Here is a 16706-nt window from a genome sequence, read left to right as displayed (position 1 = left end):
CGGGTACCTCCCTGTTGTTCGGACTGATGGAAGTGACTACATGGTTCTGCTACCGGGAGAATGGCCAGGCTTTGAAGTAGTTCCTTACTCGCATCCATAAACCGAATAGTCCGCGCGGTTCCACGATGATGAACAGCACGATCAGCAGACCAAAGACGATTGCTTTGAACTCGTCCACCGTGAGCCCCCCGCCCGTTACCCCGCTCGCACTGAGGAAGGGGATCAGGTGAGAGAACTCATCGATGACGCGGGGGAGCAGAACAACAAAGCACGCACCAATCAGGCTGCCCGAGATAGTGGCCATACCACCGATGAGCACGATGGCGAGAAAGTCGATCGAGAGGAGCAAGTTCCAACGGTCTGCGCTGATCCGTCCCACCACAACCGCGAGCAGTGCACCGCAGATGCCGGCGTACGCGGACGACAGGACGAAGGCCAGCGTCTTCGTGCGCTGAAGTCCGATGCCCATCACTTCCGCAGCAATGTCGCGGTCACGCACTGCAGCGAAAGATCGCCCAATGCGGGACCGCGCAATGTTGCGCGCCGCGACGGCGAGCACGATGAGAAGGACGAGGCAGATGAAGTAGACAGTCACCTGCTGGGTGAGGACGTAACCACCGATCCGGTAGCTCGTGGACAGATCCACGCCGAACAGTGTGAGATTCGCAGGGGCCCGCCCTACGCCAGATCCACCAGTAACGGCGCGCCACTCGCGGAACAGATGGTCACCCAGCATGAGCAACGCAAGTGTCAGTGTCGCGAGATACAAGCCACGAACACGCGCAGCGAGCGGTGCGACGAGGAACCCGATGATGGCCGGAACTATCGCTGCGAGTGGCAGCCACAGCGCCATATCCCAGCCAAGGCCCCAGACACGTCCCGTGGCGTCTCCACCGAAGACTGCAGCTGTATAAGCGCCGACACCGACAAAGAACGCGTGCCCGAGGGAAACTTGACCGGCGTATCCCGTAAGCAGATTGAGGCCGATCCCGCCGATTGCGTACACGCACGCAAGTGACAACAAGACCGTGAGGTCCCGTGACAGGAAGAACGGCGCCAGTACGGCAAGAACGATGAGGCCTACGGTCCACCACAGCTTCGCTGGGGTGTTCCAGATTGCCTGGTCCTTCGAATACTTCGTATAGAGCCGTGGTCGCCCCCATCGGACTTTGCGAGGGACGGAGGCGGATTCATCACCAACCGCTCCTGCACCGAGCCGCCCGCTGAGGTTAAGCCCCGGACTGGTTGTCGTGCTCATACGCGCTGCACCTCCTTGGTGCCAAACAATCCCTGTGGACGGATCATGAGCACCACGAGCATGATCAGATAAGGCATGACGATGTCGAAATTCGAGCCAAGCCACGGAGCGATCCCTGGCTGATAGGTCTTTGTCAGCGCCTCGGACAGTCCCACGATGAGCCCGCCCACCACTGCGCCTTTGACGGAGTCGAGCCCGCCGACGATGATCGCAGGAATTGCTTTCAGCGCGATGAGCGCCCCAAGAGCGGCGACCCCTCCAGGTGCGGTACCCAGGAGGACGCCAGCAAGTGCGGCAAAAGCGCCAGCGATGCCCCAAGAGAGGGCGAACACCTTACCCGCGCTAATGCCCTGAGCCATGGCTACTTCCGGGTCACTTGCGGTGGCGCGCATTGCCAGGCCATATCGGGATCGGGTCAGCCACCAGCCAAGGGCAGCAATCGCGAGCGTCGCAGCGATGATCTTCGCGAGATCGGTGTGTGCGATGCTGACGCCACCGTCGCAGGCTGCGGGAACGCCGGTGATAGCGACCGCCATTTCACGACGCTCACCGCCTAGACAGAAATTGCTCAGCCCCCACGGATCACCAGACGTGATGACGCCATGGCCGATCAGTTTCGTTGTGACGACAAGGCCCGCGGCGAACAAACCGACGGTGACCAGGGCGGCCGAAAACGGTGGCCGTCCGACCATTGGGCGCAGCGCGACGCGTTCACACGCCATCGCCACGAGCGCACCTGCGCAGACCGCGATGACGACAGCGACCGGAAACGGCAACCCCCACTGAACGGCGACGAGGTAGCTCATGTAAGTGCCGAAGATCATGAAGATCGGCTGGGCAAAGTTCAGTACCCCGGTAGCACGGAAGATGATCACGAAACCGATCGCGATGAGCGCGTACAGGGCGCCCAGGCCAGTTCCGCGGACAATGGTGTCGAGCAGTTCGATCATGCTCCACTTCCCTCCGCAACGCTAGCTGCGGCGTCACCGGTATACACGCGGCTCAGATCCCCGCCGGGATGGTGGGTGTTGTCGAAGTACATATCCTCGATGAGGTAGCCGAACCGATCAGCAAGTGCGGTGCGCCGAACTTTCTGGGTGGCGGTGAGCTCGCCGTCATCATGGTCGAGCTCCTTGAGCAACACGCGGAACTTCCGGATGTTTTCGACCCGCGCGAACCGGTCGTTCGTCGCGAGGATGGCCTCGCGAACCAAATCGAGGACCTCCGGTTTTGTCGAAAGATCACGGTAGGTGGTGTATTGCAGTCCTTTTCGGGCAGCCCAGTCGGAGACGGAGTCGAAGTCGATTCCTACGAGCGCGGTGAGATAGGGCCGCTTGTCTCCGATGACGACAGCTTCCTTGACGAATGGGGACGTCTTGAGCTGATTCTCGATCTCGGACGGCGAGATGTTCTTGCCGCCTGCGGTAATAATGATGTCCTTGAGCCTGTCGACAATGCGGATGTACGTACCGTCCACCCACTCGCCGACATCGCCGGTGTGCAGCCAGCCTTCGGAATCGAGGGTCTTTTCCGTTGCCTCAGGCTTGCGCCAGTACCCTACGAAGTTGCCCGGATGACGGGTGAGTATCTCTCCAGTTTTTTCGTCAAGCTGGAGTTCAATTCCAGGAATCGGTTCACCGACGGTGCCGAGTTTGACCCGGCCTCGGCGGCTAGCGGTGGCGACAGCGCAGTTCTCGGTCATCCCGTAGGCCTCGAACATGGGTACACCGAGAGCGGAGAAGAATCTCAAGACGTCCGGGGAAATCGGGGCGGCACCCGAAATGGCTGCGCGTACTTTGCGCAACCCCAGTTTGTCGCGCAAGGCCCGGAAAACGAGGGGATATCCGAGGGCGTACAGCGCACGCGACACAGGGGTATGTTCACCGCCATTGCTGATCCGCGCTTCTGCGATTCTCTGTCCCAGTCCCGTCCCGGCACGATAGGTGAAGCGTTTGACGGGCGAGGCGGACATCATCCGGATCGCCACCCCAGATTGCAGTTTCTCCCAGATTCGAGGAACCGCGAACAGCAGTGTGGGCTGAACCTCGGCGAGGTCAGCCGCGACGGTATCGATGGACTCGGCGAAGTGCACGACGAGACCGTTCGCGGCGTTGTTCCAGATGGTGAACATGCGCTCAGCCACGTGACACAGCGGCAAGAAGGATAGTGACACATCGTCAGGCGAGGGCGGTGGGTCGACGAGGCCGGTGTCCCGGAGGAGCGCACTGATGGCGTAGTCGATGTTCGCGATGGACAACATCGCGCCTTTCGGAGGGCCAGTTGTCCCGGAGGTATAGATCAATGTGGCAATGTCATCCGGCTGTGCTTGTGCGGCGATCGCTTCGAGGAAGCCGGGGTGCGTCTCCCGGTGCGCCGCACCCCGGTCGAGGAGGTCCGAGAAAGAAAGAAGCCGGGGTTCAGAATAGTTCCCGACCCCTCGGGGCTCGAGGTAGATCACACGCTCGAGGGCGGGACAGCGATCCCACACCTCCATCACCTTGTCGACCTGCTCCTGATCCTCCGCGATGAGCACTCGGACCCCCGCGTCGTTGAGCTGATACTCAATCTCCGCTGGGGGATTGGTGGAGTAGAAGCCCACTGTCACGCCGCGCAGCGTCAGTGCGCCAAGATCACCGAACAGCCATTCGGGCCGATTCTCGGACAGTATCCCGACGCGATCGGTCGCACCCACTCCAAGGTCGGCAAGTCCGTGCGCAACAAGCTGCACATGCTCGTGATAGGTCGCCCACGTGATGTCCCGCCACACCCCGAGGTTCTTCTCCCGCAGCGCGACGGTATCCGGAGTTTCGGTGGCTCGCTGCGCGATCTGTGCAGGCAGCCACACTATTTCGGTGGAAGTCACGCGGTGGCACCCCCTGCCTCGCCAAGATACGCGGCCAGGACGGCTGGATCGTTTTGCACGTCGTCGGGGCTTCCGAGGGCGATACGGCGACCGAAGTCGAGGACAAGCACTCGATCGGCTAGATCCATAACGAGCTTCATATCGTGCTCGACCATGATCATGGTGACGCCGAGTTCGGCGCGGATGTCGAGGATGTAGCGCGCCATATCTTCAGTTTCCTCGACGTTCATGCCAGCAACTGGCTCATCGAGGAGCAGCAGACGCGGCTCCATCGCCAGCGCTCGTCCGAGTTCGACTCGCTTCTTGACGCCGTACGGCAGCATGCCGACCGGGTAGTTGCGAACGGACTGGAGGCTCAGGAATTCGATCAAGTCCTCAGCGAATCGGCGGGCTGCCAATTCTTGACTGCGTGCCCGGCCGATGTGCAGTGCCGCTTCGATGGTGCTGTACCGAAGATGAATATGCCGGCCCAATTTGATGTTGTCGAGCACTGTGAGGTTGTCGAACAACTCGATGTTCTGGAACATCCGCGCGATTCCAAGCCTGGCAACCGCATCGGGACGAGTGCCGACGAGTGACCTTCCGTCGAAAGTGATGGTTCCCTCTTGTGGCTTATACACGCCGGAAAGACAGTTGAACATGGACGTTTTGCCAGCACCATTAGGCCCGATGATGGCGAACAGTTCACCCTGGGCGACGTCGAAGCTGACCTCCGAAAGCGCTTTCGCGCCACCGAAGCGCAGGCTGACGTTATCGACATTCAGCATCATGAGAGCCACCGCTTGCGCCGCTTGTAGTGCTTGATATCGCGGTAGGACACGCCTGCTCCCTCTTTGCTCAGGCCCAGATAGAACTCTCTGATGTCGGAGTCGTTGCGGAGTGTCTCTGCGGGTGCGTCCATCACGACCCGTCCGTTCTCCATGACGTAACCATGGCTGGCTATCGACAGGGCCATCGCCGCGTTCTGTTCGACGAGAAGGACACCCGTCCCCGCCTTGTTGATCTGCACGATCAGGTCGCGGATCTGTTCGACGATCCGCGGCGCTAATCCCAGACTGGGCTCATCCAGAAGCAGGTAGGTGGGTTGAGCCATCAACGCCCTCCCAATGGCGAGCATCTGCTGTTCACCACCGGAGAGGTAGCCAGCCCCCGACTTTCGTCGTTCGGCGAGGATCGGGAACATCGTGTACACCCGGTCGAGGTTCTCCGCAATTGTGGTGCGCGGCTGCGTGTGCGCCCCGACCCGCAGGTTCTCTTCGACCGTGAAGTCGACGAAAACCCGTCGCCCCTCCATCACTTGCGAAATACCCGAAGCGACAACCTCCGAGGGTGAACGCTCGGTGATATCGGTGCCGTCGAGTACGACCTTGCCCGCGGTGATGCGACCCCGATGGATATCAAGCAACCCAGTTATGGCGCGGAGTGTGCTCGTCTTCCCGGCGCCGTTGCCGCCGAGGAGGGCCACAATGCCCTCACGCGGGACCTCGAGGCTCACGCCTTTGCTTACGAGGATGACGTCCTCGTACACGATTTCCAGGTTCTGGACTGACAGCATCCGTGACTGACTTCCCCCGTGCCCCAAATGAAGTAAAACGCGTGTGAGACGCCTCACGTTTCTTGTTGACGGAACTCTATATGCAAGGTCCGACATTTGCGACCTATTCGGCGCAGCGTGGTGTGTTGCGGAGGTGACGTTCGCGCGGCAGACCGGGTACTAAAGTCCCTGCCCGCGGTGCCCTCATGCGGGCACGATTACAGGTACCATCCGCCAGTTCCTGGAGGTCAGAATGAGAGAACTACGCGAGATCGAATCGGCCGCATGTCTGACGCTGCTCGAGAAGGAGCGCATCGGCAGGCTCGCTTACATTGATGACGGGGCTCCCGCTATTCGCCCAGTGAACTATTTCCTCGCTGACAAGGAGTCCATTGTCATTCGCACCCACGAGGGGAGTGGCTTCAGCACACTGAAAGGCGTCCGCGTGGCTTTCGAAGTCGATTCGATCGATGCGGAACACAACAGCGGATGGAGCGTGGTCGCTTCCGGGACAGCCGAACCCATTACCGATATCGATGAGCTCGTCAGGTCAGCTGATCCGCGCCGTCGCCCATGGGCACCTGGCGACAAGGGACAGTTTCTCCGTGTGCGTATTGAACATGTCGGAGGCCGCGAGCTGACCCAATGAACCGGACGACTATCGGCGCGAAGTCAGCGCCGCGATGTCGCCACCGAGGAAGTCCTGGTAGGCGTCGAGCGCTACGTCCACGTCCCCGAACTGATCACCCACCTGGTGCGTGTTCTGCGCGGAGAGTTCCCGTAGTCCGGAACGGGAGATGAGGTCGTCGATCTTGTTGTCGAGGCTCTTGGCCCGGCGCACCGTGTTGATTGTGCGGAGCTTGTATTCGGCTTGGGTGAGGAGATCCCCGATCCTTGCGAGTGCCGCCACGCGCTCGACGAGTTGTTCCCAGACCGGAACGAGAGCCTCGAATCTTTCGTGAATATGCTGGCGCGCAACCTCATTGCTCGCCCCGTCGAGGCCGTTCAGTTCAGTGACAATAACGCGCAGCGACGCGGTGTCAACAGCGATCTGAATCAGCTCATCGGCGAGGTCTAGCTGACCGCGCTGCATCGCGAAGTGCTCGGAGTGCCAGGCAGAAGAGTTACTGATCCGGTCGTAGAGAGTGCCAGCCAGATAAAGCAACGTGTCGTATCGGTCAGCGAATTGGCCTGGTGCGGCCATGAAGTCGGGAACACGCGGACCCGCTGCCCGTCCGAGCATGAAGCGCCGTGTCCCCTCCGAAAACTTTGCAACCTGCTCGGCGGTGATCCCTAGCGGTCCCAAGAAGTGATCGAGGTGTTCGGGGGCTGGTGCCATTGGCGCTGGCGTGCGGCGCAGCGCGTCAAAAATGGCTTCGCGCTGTTCGGTGTCGAGATGCACCCCGTCACGTTTGTCGCGCCGGGCCGCACGGGCAGTCTTCGCGAAGTGCTCATCGGAGTTCACGAACGCTTCCCGCTTCGAATGCAGCTGGCGGTGCAGATCCGCGGCACGCAACTTCAGCATGCCCCGCGAGACGGGTGTTTTCGCTGCATTCGCCCGTGCCAATGTCCGTGCGTGCTCGTCGGATAGTGCCCGCAACTCCGAGTAACCTCCAACGCGAGGCAGTCCGCGCTTCGCTCGCCGGCGAGCGGCGAGGATCTCGCGGATGTCGTCGTCGAGATAGCCCACAGCGATCAGCAGCGCCGCTTCATCAGATAAGTCAGGGTGCGCTCCGTCGATCTGGTCTTCACTGATGTACGCGTCCTCGCTCCACGTGCGGACCTGCGCGGATATGCGGCTGCGACGCTCCTCGACGGTCTCCGGGTCGGGCCGCGCCACGGTCGAGTCCACTGACCCCACCCTGCGTGGTGGTACGTCAGGAACGCCTGCGCGGTCGGACATCGCTCCTCCTTGAAGACTCCGTGTCAGCTATTTTCCCAGTAGTTGGGACATTTTGGGCGTAAACGTGACTGAGTTGACAGGAAGCCGCCGACATTCCGAACGGCCTCATACGGTTAGCGGAAGTTCTGTGACGTCCGGCGGGGGTGGGATGGCCGTAGCTTACTCAAGGCACTCGCAGCGTTTCCTCGGCATCGTGCTTGCGGTGACACTGACTCTACTGACTTTCGCCGCCGCGGGCCCAGGTGCGTCCGCGGATCAGATCGACGATGCGATCGCCCTGCTGCCTCCCGATGAACGACCGCTATGGTCGGGCCTAGACGTCCGGAACTATCGAGGGCACGTCCCCCGTGACAGCGGCATTCTCCTCGCGGCACATCCACTCGACGAGCGCCGAATGATCCCGGGAAGCGGGGAGGCTTACCGAATTCTGTATTCCACGCCGGATCAGCACGGGAATCCCGCTCTGAGCACCGGCGCCGTGTACCTGCCAGCAAGTCCACCGCCTGACGGTGGCTTCAAACTCATCGCGTATGGCCATGGCACCGTTGGGCTTGGCGATCATTGTGCGCCGTCCGCGCGGACGGAAGATCCGGACACTGGGGCATACCTGACCGGCTGGCTCCGTGAAGGCTACGCCTTGGTGATCACCGACTATCAGGGGTTGGGCACACCTGGTGTACATCCCTATCTCCACGGCATGACGGAAGCGTCGAGCATCGTGAATTCGGTTCGTGCGCTCGATCAAATGGCGTTGCCGGTTTCGCGGGAATGGGCGCTGATCGGGCACTCACAAGGAGGCCACGCGGCACTCTTTACGAGTCGTTTCGCCCAGCAGATCGACGCTGACGTAGCCGCGCGACTGCTTGGTACGGTCGCGCTGGCTCCTGGTGTCAATGTTGAGCGCCTCGTACGCCTCGCTCACCCTGAGTTGCCGGCCGGGCTGCCGCCGGGGCTCATCGTCTATGCGCTGCTGATCATGGCTGGGATGCGTGAAACCTACCCAGATGTGCCCATCGGGGAGTACCTCACGCCTCGAGGCCGAGAGTTACTCGATCTCACTCTGGTCCGATGCACCCGGCCTGTGCGTGACGCGGTAACGGGCCTGCACCCGCGCGAAATTCTGGCGCGGCCCCTCGCTGAGATTCCGGGAATCGAGGACCTAGTCGCGGAGTATCTCGCCGTGCCGACGGACGGATACACAGCTCCCGTGCTGGTCGCTCAGGGGTTGGCCGATCTCGCGGTGCCTGCCCCGCTGGTACTGAGCTTTACCGCGGAAATGGCGGCGCGAAGCCAGCCGGTCGAGCTCGTGGTGCATCCAGCAGCTGATCACCTTTCACTGCTCGCTGACAGCCGCGAAGAGGTCGCGGCATTTCTCGCCAGACTGTTCTGACACGCCGTGCCTGGGATGCCACCCGGGAGTGGCCCGGAGCCTAGAACCGCTAGAACCCCGCGCGTTCGAGCTCCGCATCCCACGCGTCGATGAGCTCTTGACCCTCGATGCCGGAATCGACGAGCTGACCGTACCGTTGCAGCATCGAGGCCTGGACAGGCTCGTAGCGACGCAGGAAATCCTCCTTGTTCGCCCGCCAGTACCCGATCACGCACATGTCTTTGGCCGACAGCCCCAACTCTTTGCGCAGATACTTTCGGATACTTCGGGTTGCTGCAGCCTCCGCCGCGACCCAGTAGTACGTGTCGGAGCCGGGCGCGGGCAGCGCACGGATCGCGTGCTCAAGGTGAGAGGGGCCGTGCCCCATGCCGCTGCCGGGAAGCCATCGATAGTCGACGCTTGCGCTCGATGAGATGGTCTGTACGTCTGCCGGATCAATGATTTCCGTGATGACTGTGGCAGTGACGCCGCTGGGCAATTCCTCGAGGATGCGTCCTGCTCCCGGTAGCCCCGTAGCGTCTGCTGCGAGTACATAGTTGCGGGTGGTTGCGGGCGGTGTGAACCATCCATCAGCGGAGGATAGGCCCACAATGGCGCCCGGCTCTGCCTCCAGCGCCCACGAGGACGCCACCCCGCCTTCATGAACGACGAAGTCGATGTCCAGTTCGCCACGGTCGCGGTGGTATTTGCGGACTGTGTAGCTTCGTCCTTCGGGTTCGTCGTCAGGATCGTCGAAGGTCCAGGCGCCATTTTCAATCGTTGGCCGCTGTGGTGCGGGTCGGCCAGGGTTCGGGAAATACACGCCGAGACGTTCGTCTGGGTAGCCGCTTGTCTCGAACTCCGCGAGTTCGGGTCCGCCAAAACGGATCCGGATCATGTTCGGAGTGATGCGGTGAGCGGAAACTACTTCGGCGAGGTAAAAGTTGTCGTGGCGAGCCATCGTTCTCCAATGCAGGCTAGGCAAACCTTACCTAGCGATTATGGCAGATGGTTCTCCCAGTCGGTGTTCCTGACCCCATTTGCGCCGCAAACCCGCTTCTTCCCCTTCGAAGCCGAACGGTCAGCAGCGCCCGTCGGCGGCGTCATAAACGGCCCGTTCTATGGTTTCGCGCTCGTCTGCAGGGACTTCCTCCCACAGTTGAAGGTCGTCTTCGCGGATCTCGAGTTCACCTTCGCCGACGGTCTCGTTCCATTCGGCGGCCCAGTCGCTCAGGTCACGGCGCATGAAGTCCATGAAGTCGTCCGCGAGTTCCCGTCGGTCGATCGGCCCAAGCCCTGCTTGATCCTGCAGGCTCTGCATGTCGTCGAGGAATTCGTTCATGTCCGCGCAGACTTCGAGATACAGCGCCTGCCCTTGCGGCGCGCCGGCGTCACCCGCGACTTCGGCGCTACCAGAATCATTATTGGAACAGCCTGTCAGGATTAGTGTCACTGCGAGGGCAGGCAATGAGAACTGAGACAGTCGCATTTGTTCTCTCTCGTGGTCGGTGCGTGAGGATCCGATCGTACGGTGTGATCGACGTGTGAGCGCGAACGCGAAGCCAGATTTGCGGGCAGCAGGAGGGTGAATGACGACTCATGTCAGTCGGCGGCAGCTTTTGCGGATTGGTGGTGGCGTTGTAGTGGCCGGTGCCGCCGCGGGGCTTGGGCTGCTTACCGCACGCGGTTCACAGGCGACCAATCAGCTCGCTGCGCTCGTGCCAAGTGACCTCCCGCTGCCTGCCCGATTCACGGTTCCGCTTCCTCGCCCAGCGCAGCGCTCCGGTGCGGAGATCAGCCTCGTGCAGCGCTACGCCGAGCAGGAGATTCTGCCCGGAAGGCGAACGCGCGTGACCGGATACGACGGTATGTATCCGGGGCCGACGATTCGTGCACGCAGAGGCGCACCGGTACATGTGAGCGTGCAGAACGACCTCGACATCGGCACAGTGATGCATCTGCACGGGGGTCGGATGGCGCCCGAGCACGACGGATACCCGACTGATGTTCTGTTGCCGCATTCAGGCCACGTACGTGCGCCGCTGATGCCTGGCAACACGACGGTCGGCGCGCGTTCGTATGTGTACCCAATGGACCAGCGTGCCGCGACGCTGTGGTACCACGATCATGCGATGGACTTCACCGGCCCCAATGTGTATGCGGGACTTGCTGGTTTCTGCATCCTCACCGACGCAGAGGAAGAAGCGCTCGGCCTTCCTTCAAATGAGCGAGACGTCGAACTCATGCTCGCCGACCGCTCCTTTACTTCCGATGCGCAATTCAAGTATCCCGCTCTCGCGCCGGATCAGTCGGTCCCCGGAGTGGAGCCGTTGTACCTTGCTGGAGTACTCGGCGACGTCATGTTGGTGAACGGTGCCCCGTGGCCGGTTCACGAGGTTTCGCGGAACTTGCACCGCCTGCGCTGGCTCAACGGCTCTAACGCACGCAACTATCGACTCGAACTTGCACCTGGCGGCACCCTCATCCAGATCGGCAGTGACGGAGGTCTACTCGAGGAACCGGCACCCCGAAATTCGATAGCCCTCAGTCCGGGTGAACGCATGGACACAGTCGTCGATTTCAGCCAGTACCCGGTCGGCACGCTCGTCACCGTGCGGAATACGTTGGGTGCAGGGCCCATGGACGCGGTGATGCAGTTCCGGGTTGTCCGCGACGCCCACGAGGACGCGCGGGTCCCCGATAAGCTCTCCCAGATCGAGTGGCTGCGGCGTGAAGACGCTGTGCGCACGCGTGATTTCATCTTCGCGCTCCAATTTGGTGGTGGGCACGGCCACAGTGCTGCCCAGGCGCGCGGAGGGGGATTCATTCCGCATCAGTGGACCATCAATGGCCGCCCCTTCGACACCGAGACTGACTGGGCCACTCCAAACTACGGTGACGTAGAGATCTGGCGCTTCACCGCCGTTGCTGCGCATCCGGTGCATGTTCACCTAGCTCACATGCAGGTGCTGTCACGAAGCAGTGGTGCACCGCGCCCGTCGGATGCGGGCCTTAAGGACACGGTCGATCTGGGTCCGATGGAGTCTTGTGAAGTGATCGCGCGCTTTGACGGCTTCCGCGGCCGTTACGTAATGCACTGCCACAACCTGGAACACGAAGATATGGCGATGATGGCTAACTTCACCGTGGTGTGACGCGTAGCGTCACGAGTATGGCGAACGCAGTTGAAATCGCTGGACTCGGGAAGTCTTTTGGCCGCACGCGTGCTCTCGATGGCCTCACGATGACCGTCGTGGAGGGCGAGGTGCACGGTTTTCTCGGCCCCAATGGTGCCGGGAAGACGACTGCCTTGCGCATTCTGATGGGTCTGTTGCGTGCCGATAGGGGTTCGGTTCGTGTACTTGGTAGTGATCCGTGGGCGGACGCTGTGGCCCTGCACCGCCGTATAGCAGCTGTCCCGGGAGACGTTGCGCTGTGGCCCAGCCTTTCTGGCGGCGAGACGATCGACATGCTGGGCCGGCTTCGGGGTGGTCTGCACCCAGGGCGGCGAGCGGAACTAGTCGAGCGCTTCGCGCTCGACACGACAAAGAAAGCGCGAAGCTACTCGAAGGGAAACCGGCAGAAAGTCGCGCTGATTGCCGCGCTGGCGAGTGATGCGGAGCTGCTTCTTCTGGACGAACCGACCGCAGGGCTGGACCCACTAATGGAAGCCGTGTTCCAGGAGTGCATGCGGGAGGCACGCAGTGAGGGGCGCACGGTGCTGCTCTCGAGCCACATCCTCGCGCAGGTCGAAGCATTGGCTGACCGGGTATCGATAATCCGGAAAGGGATCATCGTTGAATCGGGCAGCCTCGCGGATCTTCGGCACCTCACCCGAACGACGATCGTTGCGCGGACCAGGAAGTCTCCTGAGGAGCTGGCCAACGCACAGGGAGTGCGCGAGTTCGACGCGCGGGAAGGCGAGGTCCGGTTCGAGGTCGACAGTGAGCATGTCGAGGCGGTCGTGAATCGTCTTGCGGCTCTCGGAGTCCGGTCACTTGTTGCTCACCCGCCTACTCTGGAACAAATCCTGCTGCGCCACTACGACGACGTACTCCATGCGACGGAGACTCCTGATGCGTGAAAGCTGCACAGGTACGGGTGAGCTTGTCCGGCTGATGATGAGGCGGGACCGTCTGGTCCTACCTTGGTGGGTGCTGGCGCTCACGATGCTGCCCGTCCTGCAGGCCTACGGAACCCCGAACCTCTTCCCGACCGACGCCCAGTTGCGGTCGTACGCGGCGACGTTGCAGACCCCTGCATTCGTGGCGCTTTACGGGCCGGTGTTCGAAGCAAACCCGGGCTCTCTTGCGCTAACCCGGTCGGGGATAGCCCCCGTCATCGTTGCGCTCATCGCCGCGCTGATTGTCATCCGCCACACCCGAACGGAGGAGGAGAGCGGCCGGACTGAACTACTGGCCACCACCGTGGTCGGTAGGTACGCGGGACTTGCCGCGGCACTGATCACGGTATCGATCGGCCTTGCTCTGCTGGGAACGCTCCTCGCTGTGGGAATGCTGGCTGTGGGGTTGCCGCTCGCCGGATCGATCGCTGTGGGGGCATCCTATGCGGGTGCCGGGCTCATGTTCGCGGCTATTGGAGCGGTCGCCGCGCAACTCACCGTGAGCGCCGGTGGAGCGCGAGCAATTGCGTCCGCTGCAATCGGGTTCGCATTTGCGGTGCGCCTCTCGGGTGACGTCAGCGACGCGACAGGCGGATCGCTGGGCTGGCTGTCGTTTCTGTCCCCGATTGGCTGGGTACATCAGGCGCGGCCGTTCGCGGGTGAACAATGGTGGGTTTTTGTTCCCATCACCGCATTTACTGTGGCGCTCACTGCTGTAGCGGTGGTGATCGCTGGGCGCCGCGACTCGGGTGCCGGTGTGCTCCCGTCCCCGTTGGGACCGCCGACCGCCGGACGGGCTCTCTCGTGGCCTGAAGGTGTGGCATGGAGGCTGCACCGCGTTGCACTGTTTGGGTGGGCCGCGGGTTTTGTGCTGCTCGGATTTGTTCTCGGTTCGGCTGGGCGCGGGATTGAAAGCCTCTTCGCGGACAATCCCGCACTTCACCAGGCGCTGGAGCGTCTCGGCGGGACCCAGACGGTCGTCGATGCGTATTTCGCGGGGATCATGGGCTTCCTGGGGCTGCTTGCCTCCGGTTACGCGATCGCGGGCGTACTGAAGCTGCGGGGTGAGGAAACCTCGTTGCGCGCGGAATTGCTGCTGAACGCTCCAGTGAGCCGGATTCGATGGGCGCTGGGACACATCGGCATTTCGCTTGTCGGCGCCGTGGTGCTTTTGATTCTCGGCGGGTCGGCGATGGGAGTTGCACACGGTATCAGCGTCGGCGACCTCTCCGGCCAGGTGCCCAGGTTAGCGGGCGCTGCGCTGGTTCAGCTTGCCGCGGTTATTGTGCTGGCAGCGATCGCCGTGGCCGCGTTCGGTTTGCTGCCCAGGTTCGCCTACTCGGTGAGCTGGACAGCCCTAGCTGCTGTTTTCCTGATCGGCCAGGTGGGTGCCGTGCTGGAACTCGGACAATGGGCCCTGAATGTGTCGCCATTCACCCATTTGCCACGACTGCCTGGCGGGGCTTTCGAGGGACTACCGCTGCTGGTGATGGCTCTGCTGGCCTTTTCGGTGACAACCGCAGGACTGGCCGCGTGGCGGCGCCGTGATATGACTGGTGCCGGGTAGTCGTTAGGCGTCGGCCGGTTTGTGCTGCGGGCGCGGCTGAGCTCGCGCAGCGGGAGTTGAACCGAAAGCGGCCTGGCTGTACAGCCATACGTAGAAGACCAGGGTCACCAGCCAGAGGATCAAAACTACGGTGTAGCCCACTGTCCACAGCCAGCCAGGAACATAGTCTTTGGTTTCGCGCTGCAGGAACTCGGGTTCGTAGATGAACTCGTAACGCTCGCCGGAGGTAGCCACGATCTGCCTACCGATGTCAGTCGTGATCTCCGGGTCGTCAGGGGCGTAAAGCGGCAGGTTGAGCATGATTGTGGGCGCCTGGTGCAGGCGGATCTGTGTCTTCCCGCCGCCATACATGGGCATCTCGTATTCGGAGCGGAACTGGCCGGGCTCGCCGGTCGGCAGCATCGCCACCCGCATTATCCCGGGAGCGCCGCTCGCCGGATCGGTGGGGAGCTCACCTTCGGTGCCGACCTTGCCCTGCCAGTAATAAGCATGCAGCCAAATCGCCCTATCGGATTCCGCGGGGTCCATCGTAATTGTCACGAAAGCACTGCAGATAGTGTCGCCGTCGCAGTCCTGACTCAACTCGACATCTGCGAACACGCCGTCCTTCATTGACGGGGGTGCGAACGCCGTCATGAGAGCGAGGAAAATGACGCCGCCCACAGCTACGTATCCGTTGCGCTGCCAGTAGTTCGGCGATCCGCCGATGGCCGGTGTCGGGGTTTGGTTTCGCAGCCAGTAGCTGTAGCAAGTCTGCAGTGGCCGGGATGCGAAGGTGATGTCCTGCAGCCGAGAGGTCACGTTTCCGCGTGCCTCGACCCGCTGCAGTTGCTGAGCGTGCCAATGCCCGATGAGTGCCCCGCCAATCGCGGCAGCCGTTCCTACCGACAACATCAGCGGCAACGTGTGCGACGGCAGCGGCTGCGGAATTGGCATATAGACGTGCGTCCAGAGCCATTCTGCGTAGAGACCGACGGTTCCGATCAGTGCCCCGCACACGAGTCCGAACACGATCCCGCGGGCGGGCGGAATCACCAGTGCGACTAGTTCAACGATGATCGCGGCGGGCAAGAACAGCAGCATCTGAGATACCAGCACGCCGGGTATCAGGCTGACCGTCACGATCAGGAACAGTTGTGCGACGAGATAGAAGGCCCACGCGAACAGTGCGCCACCGGGGCCGAAGTACCGGCGGCACGCGGTAAAGATCCACGCCGTAAGCAGACCCGCAAGGATGAACTGCGTGGCGGCGGGGAACTGCGGCAGCCCTAATTCGAACTCCGCTAGAAAGTAGAACGGGATGATGCAGGTCGCCAGCAGGAAGACCCCGCGAATCCGCCCGCCTAACCCCAGCGTTCCGGGTGCCCCAATTTGGCGCGCCTCCGAATGGAGCAGAACGCCACCAAGAACGCAGGTGACCGCTCCGCCAATCATCATCGTGTGGGTTGGCCCCCACTGCGTCACGTCCTGGCCGAAAAGACGGTGCCACAGATCGTCGAGAGGAAAGCCAAGGAGCGCAATGAGGCCTGCAGCCACGATCACCATGCTCCCCATCGGGGCGTGCCAGTCGTCGCGGATCCGGAAGGTGCGCGCGGGAAGATGCTTCGACACGAGCGTCATGCTGATCACGCCTGCGACGAAGAAGCCGACGATGCCGAAGAAAATGAAGTAGTGGGCTGGGTTTGCCAAGGGGCCGTCGTCCCGGCCATCCTGCATATGGATTGGAATGTCCCATGCGACACCGAATCCCGCAGACAGCAGCGCAGCGATCATCACGTACACCGGAAGACTGAACCAGCGCGGCATTCCTTCTTTTTTCGCTATCCAGTCAGCAGCTCGCCCGATGGCGGTGCGATGTCCGCTACGTTCCCGCAGCACGAACCACACCAGGGGCGTGAAGATAACGGCGTTTGCGATGAGCACGATGATGATCTGGTCCACCGCGGCTCCGCCAGCTCCAGGTAATGCCTCCTGAGCGAGGCTAAGAGCCGAGATTCGCTGCGACATGGCGTCCTCTTCTCCTGCGCGCCGATCCACCTCGTGGCGGGTTTTCCTCAGTATGACGCCGTGATGTCGGACTTGTGAGGCT

The 16706-nt window shown here is 61.9% G+C and carries 14 protein-coding genes; 5 read left to right on the top strand and 9 right to left on the bottom strand.

What is annotated here, in order from left to right:
• Positions 1-49: 49 nt before the first annotated feature.
• The 5 genes from AS9A_RS18935 to AS9A_RS18915 are packed head-to-tail and all read right to left on the bottom strand — an operon-like array spanning position 50 to position 5676.
• On the bottom strand, positions 50-1258 hold the full coding sequence (locus AS9A_RS18935; RefSeq protein WP_013808744.1) for a branched-chain amino acid ABC transporter permease: 1209 nt from the start codon (positions 1256-1258) through the stop codon (positions 50-52).
• Positions 1255-2208 carry a branched-chain amino acid ABC transporter permease gene (locus AS9A_RS18930; RefSeq protein WP_013808743.1) on the bottom strand — a complete coding sequence of 318 codons (954 nt, stop codon included), beginning with the start codon at positions 2206-2208 and terminating at the stop codon, positions 1255-1257. The genes AS9A_RS18935 and AS9A_RS18930 overlap by 4 nt, the downstream gene beginning before the upstream one ends.
• Entirely contained in the window at positions 2205-4121 is a 1917-nt protein-coding gene (locus AS9A_RS18925) for an AMP-dependent synthetase/ligase (protein ID WP_013808742.1), read from the bottom strand. The genes AS9A_RS18930 and AS9A_RS18925 overlap by 4 nt, the downstream gene beginning before the upstream one ends.
• On the bottom strand, positions 4118-4891 hold the full coding sequence (locus tag AS9A_RS18920; protein ID WP_013808741.1) for an ABC transporter ATP-binding protein: 774 nt from the start codon (positions 4889-4891) through the stop codon (positions 4118-4120). The genes AS9A_RS18925 and AS9A_RS18920 overlap by 4 nt, the downstream gene beginning before the upstream one ends.
• Positions 4888-5676 carry an ABC transporter ATP-binding protein gene (locus tag AS9A_RS18915; protein ID WP_013808740.1) on the bottom strand — a complete coding sequence of 263 codons (789 nt, stop codon included), beginning with the start codon at positions 5674-5676 and terminating at the stop codon, positions 4888-4890. Before AS9A_RS18915 ends, AS9A_RS18920 begins: the two co-directional genes overlap by 4 nt.
• 232 nt (positions 5677-5908) lie before the next feature.
• On the opposite strand from AS9A_RS18915, the gene AS9A_RS18910 reads away from it, so the two are divergent.
• Positions 5909-6304 carry a pyridoxamine 5'-phosphate oxidase family protein gene (locus AS9A_RS18910; RefSeq protein WP_013808738.1) on the top strand — a complete coding sequence of 132 codons (396 nt, stop codon included), beginning with the start codon at positions 5909-5911 and terminating at the stop codon, positions 6302-6304.
• 9 nt (positions 6305-6313) lie between these two features.
• Here AS9A_RS18910 and AS9A_RS18905 read toward each other — a convergent pair whose 3' ends face one another.
• Positions 6314-7558 carry a hypothetical protein gene (locus tag AS9A_RS18905; RefSeq protein WP_013808737.1) on the bottom strand — a complete coding sequence of 415 codons (1245 nt, stop codon included), beginning with the start codon at positions 7556-7558 and terminating at the stop codon, positions 6314-6316.
• Between the two features lie 148 nt (positions 7559-7706).
• Between AS9A_RS18905 and AS9A_RS18900 the strand changes: the two genes are divergently transcribed.
• Positions 7707-8948, top strand: a complete 1242-nt coding sequence (locus AS9A_RS18900; RefSeq protein ID WP_049793790.1) for an alpha/beta hydrolase family protein — start codon at positions 7707-7709, stop codon at positions 8946-8948.
• Positions 8949-8997: 49 nt separating this feature from the next.
• Here AS9A_RS18900 and AS9A_RS18895 read toward each other — a convergent pair whose 3' ends face one another.
• Together AS9A_RS18895 and AS9A_RS18890 are read right to left on the bottom strand one after the other, a co-directional pair.
• On the bottom strand, positions 8998-9888 hold the full coding sequence (locus AS9A_RS18895) for a siderophore-interacting protein (protein ID WP_013808735.1): 891 nt from the start codon (positions 9886-9888) through the stop codon (positions 8998-9000).
• Positions 9889-10008: 120 nt separating this feature from the next.
• Complete coding sequence (locus AS9A_RS18890) at positions 10009-10416, bottom strand: hypothetical protein (protein ID WP_013808734.1); 408 nt, start codon at positions 10414-10416, stop codon at positions 10009-10011.
• A 100-nt stretch (positions 10417-10516) separates the two neighbouring features.
• Between AS9A_RS18890 and AS9A_RS18885 the strand changes: the two genes are divergently transcribed.
• Genes AS9A_RS18885 through AS9A_RS18875 form a run of 3 tightly spaced genes read left to right on the top strand, consistent with a single transcriptional unit; the run spans position 10517 to position 14617 of the window.
• Entirely contained in the window at positions 10517-12082 is a 1566-nt protein-coding gene (locus AS9A_RS18885; protein WP_013808733.1) for a multicopper oxidase family protein, read from the top strand.
• A gap of 17 nt (positions 12083-12099) precedes the next feature.
• A complete protein-coding gene (locus AS9A_RS18880; RefSeq protein ID WP_013808732.1) occupies positions 12100-13011 on the top strand; it encodes an ABC transporter ATP-binding protein in 912 nt (303 codons plus the stop codon).
• A complete protein-coding gene (locus AS9A_RS18875) occupies positions 13004-14617 on the top strand; it encodes an ABC transporter permease (RefSeq protein ID WP_013808731.1) in 1614 nt (537 codons plus the stop codon). Before AS9A_RS18880 ends, AS9A_RS18875 begins: the two co-directional genes overlap by 8 nt.
• A 3-nt stretch (positions 14618-14620) precedes the next feature.
• Here the strand turns inward: AS9A_RS18875 and AS9A_RS18870 are convergent, their stop codons facing one another.
• Positions 14621-16624: a hypothetical protein gene (locus AS9A_RS18870; protein WP_013808730.1), complete on the bottom strand. Its 2004-nt coding sequence runs from the start codon at positions 16622-16624 to the stop codon at positions 14621-14623.
• Between the last annotated feature and the right edge of the window lie 82 nt (positions 16625-16706).

This window comes from Hoyosella subflava DQS3-9A1 (assembly GCF_000214175.1).
Taxonomy (GTDB): Bacteria; Actinomycetota; Actinomycetes; order Mycobacteriales; family Mycobacteriaceae; genus Hoyosella; species Hoyosella subflava.
Note: the sequence above shows the minus strand (reverse complement) of the source record. Positions and strands in the feature narration are given on the sequence as shown.

Excerpts from the sequence above, each read along its gene's own strand:
- AS9A_RS18915 (WP_013808740.1), bottom strand. The coding sequence starts at position 5,676 with ATGCTGTCAGTCCAGAACCTGGAAATCGTGTACGAGGACGTCATCCTC.
- AS9A_RS18905 (WP_013808737.1), bottom strand. The coding sequence starts at position 7,558 with ATGTCCGACCGCGCAGGCGTTCCTGACGTACCACCACGCAGGGTGGGG.
- AS9A_RS18875 (WP_013808731.1), top strand. The coding sequence starts at position 13,004 with ATGCGTGAAAGCTGCACAGGTACGGGTGAGCTTGTCCGGCTGATGATG.
- AS9A_RS18920 (WP_013808741.1), bottom strand. The coding sequence starts at position 4,891 with ATGATGCTGAATGTCGATAACGTCAGCCTGCGCTTCGGTGGCGCGAAA.
- AS9A_RS18935 (WP_013808744.1), bottom strand. The coding sequence starts at position 1,258 with ATGAGCACGACAACCAGTCCGGGGCTTAACCTCAGCGGGCGGCTCGGT.
- AS9A_RS18910 (WP_013808738.1), top strand. The coding sequence starts at position 5,909 with ATGAGAGAACTACGCGAGATCGAATCGGCCGCATGTCTGACGCTGCTC.
- AS9A_RS18930 (WP_013808743.1), bottom strand. The coding sequence starts at position 2,208 with ATGATCGAACTGCTCGACACCATTGTCCGCGGAACTGGCCTGGGCGCC.
- AS9A_RS18890 (WP_013808734.1), bottom strand. The coding sequence starts at position 10,416 with ATGCGACTGTCTCAGTTCTCATTGCCTGCCCTCGCAGTGACACTAATC.
- AS9A_RS18885 (WP_013808733.1), top strand. The coding sequence starts at position 10,517 with ATGACGACTCATGTCAGTCGGCGGCAGCTTTTGCGGATTGGTGGTGGC.
- AS9A_RS18880 (WP_013808732.1), top strand. The coding sequence starts at position 12,100 with ATGGCGAACGCAGTTGAAATCGCTGGACTCGGGAAGTCTTTTGGCCGC.
- AS9A_RS18895 (WP_013808735.1), bottom strand. The coding sequence starts at position 9,888 with ATGGCTCGCCACGACAACTTTTACCTCGCCGAAGTAGTTTCCGCTCAC.
- AS9A_RS18900 (WP_049793790.1), top strand. The coding sequence starts at position 7,707 with ATGGCCGTAGCTTACTCAAGGCACTCGCAGCGTTTCCTCGGCATCGTG.
- AS9A_RS18870 (WP_013808730.1), bottom strand. The coding sequence starts at position 16,624 with ATGTCGCAGCGAATCTCGGCTCTTAGCCTCGCTCAGGAGGCATTACCT.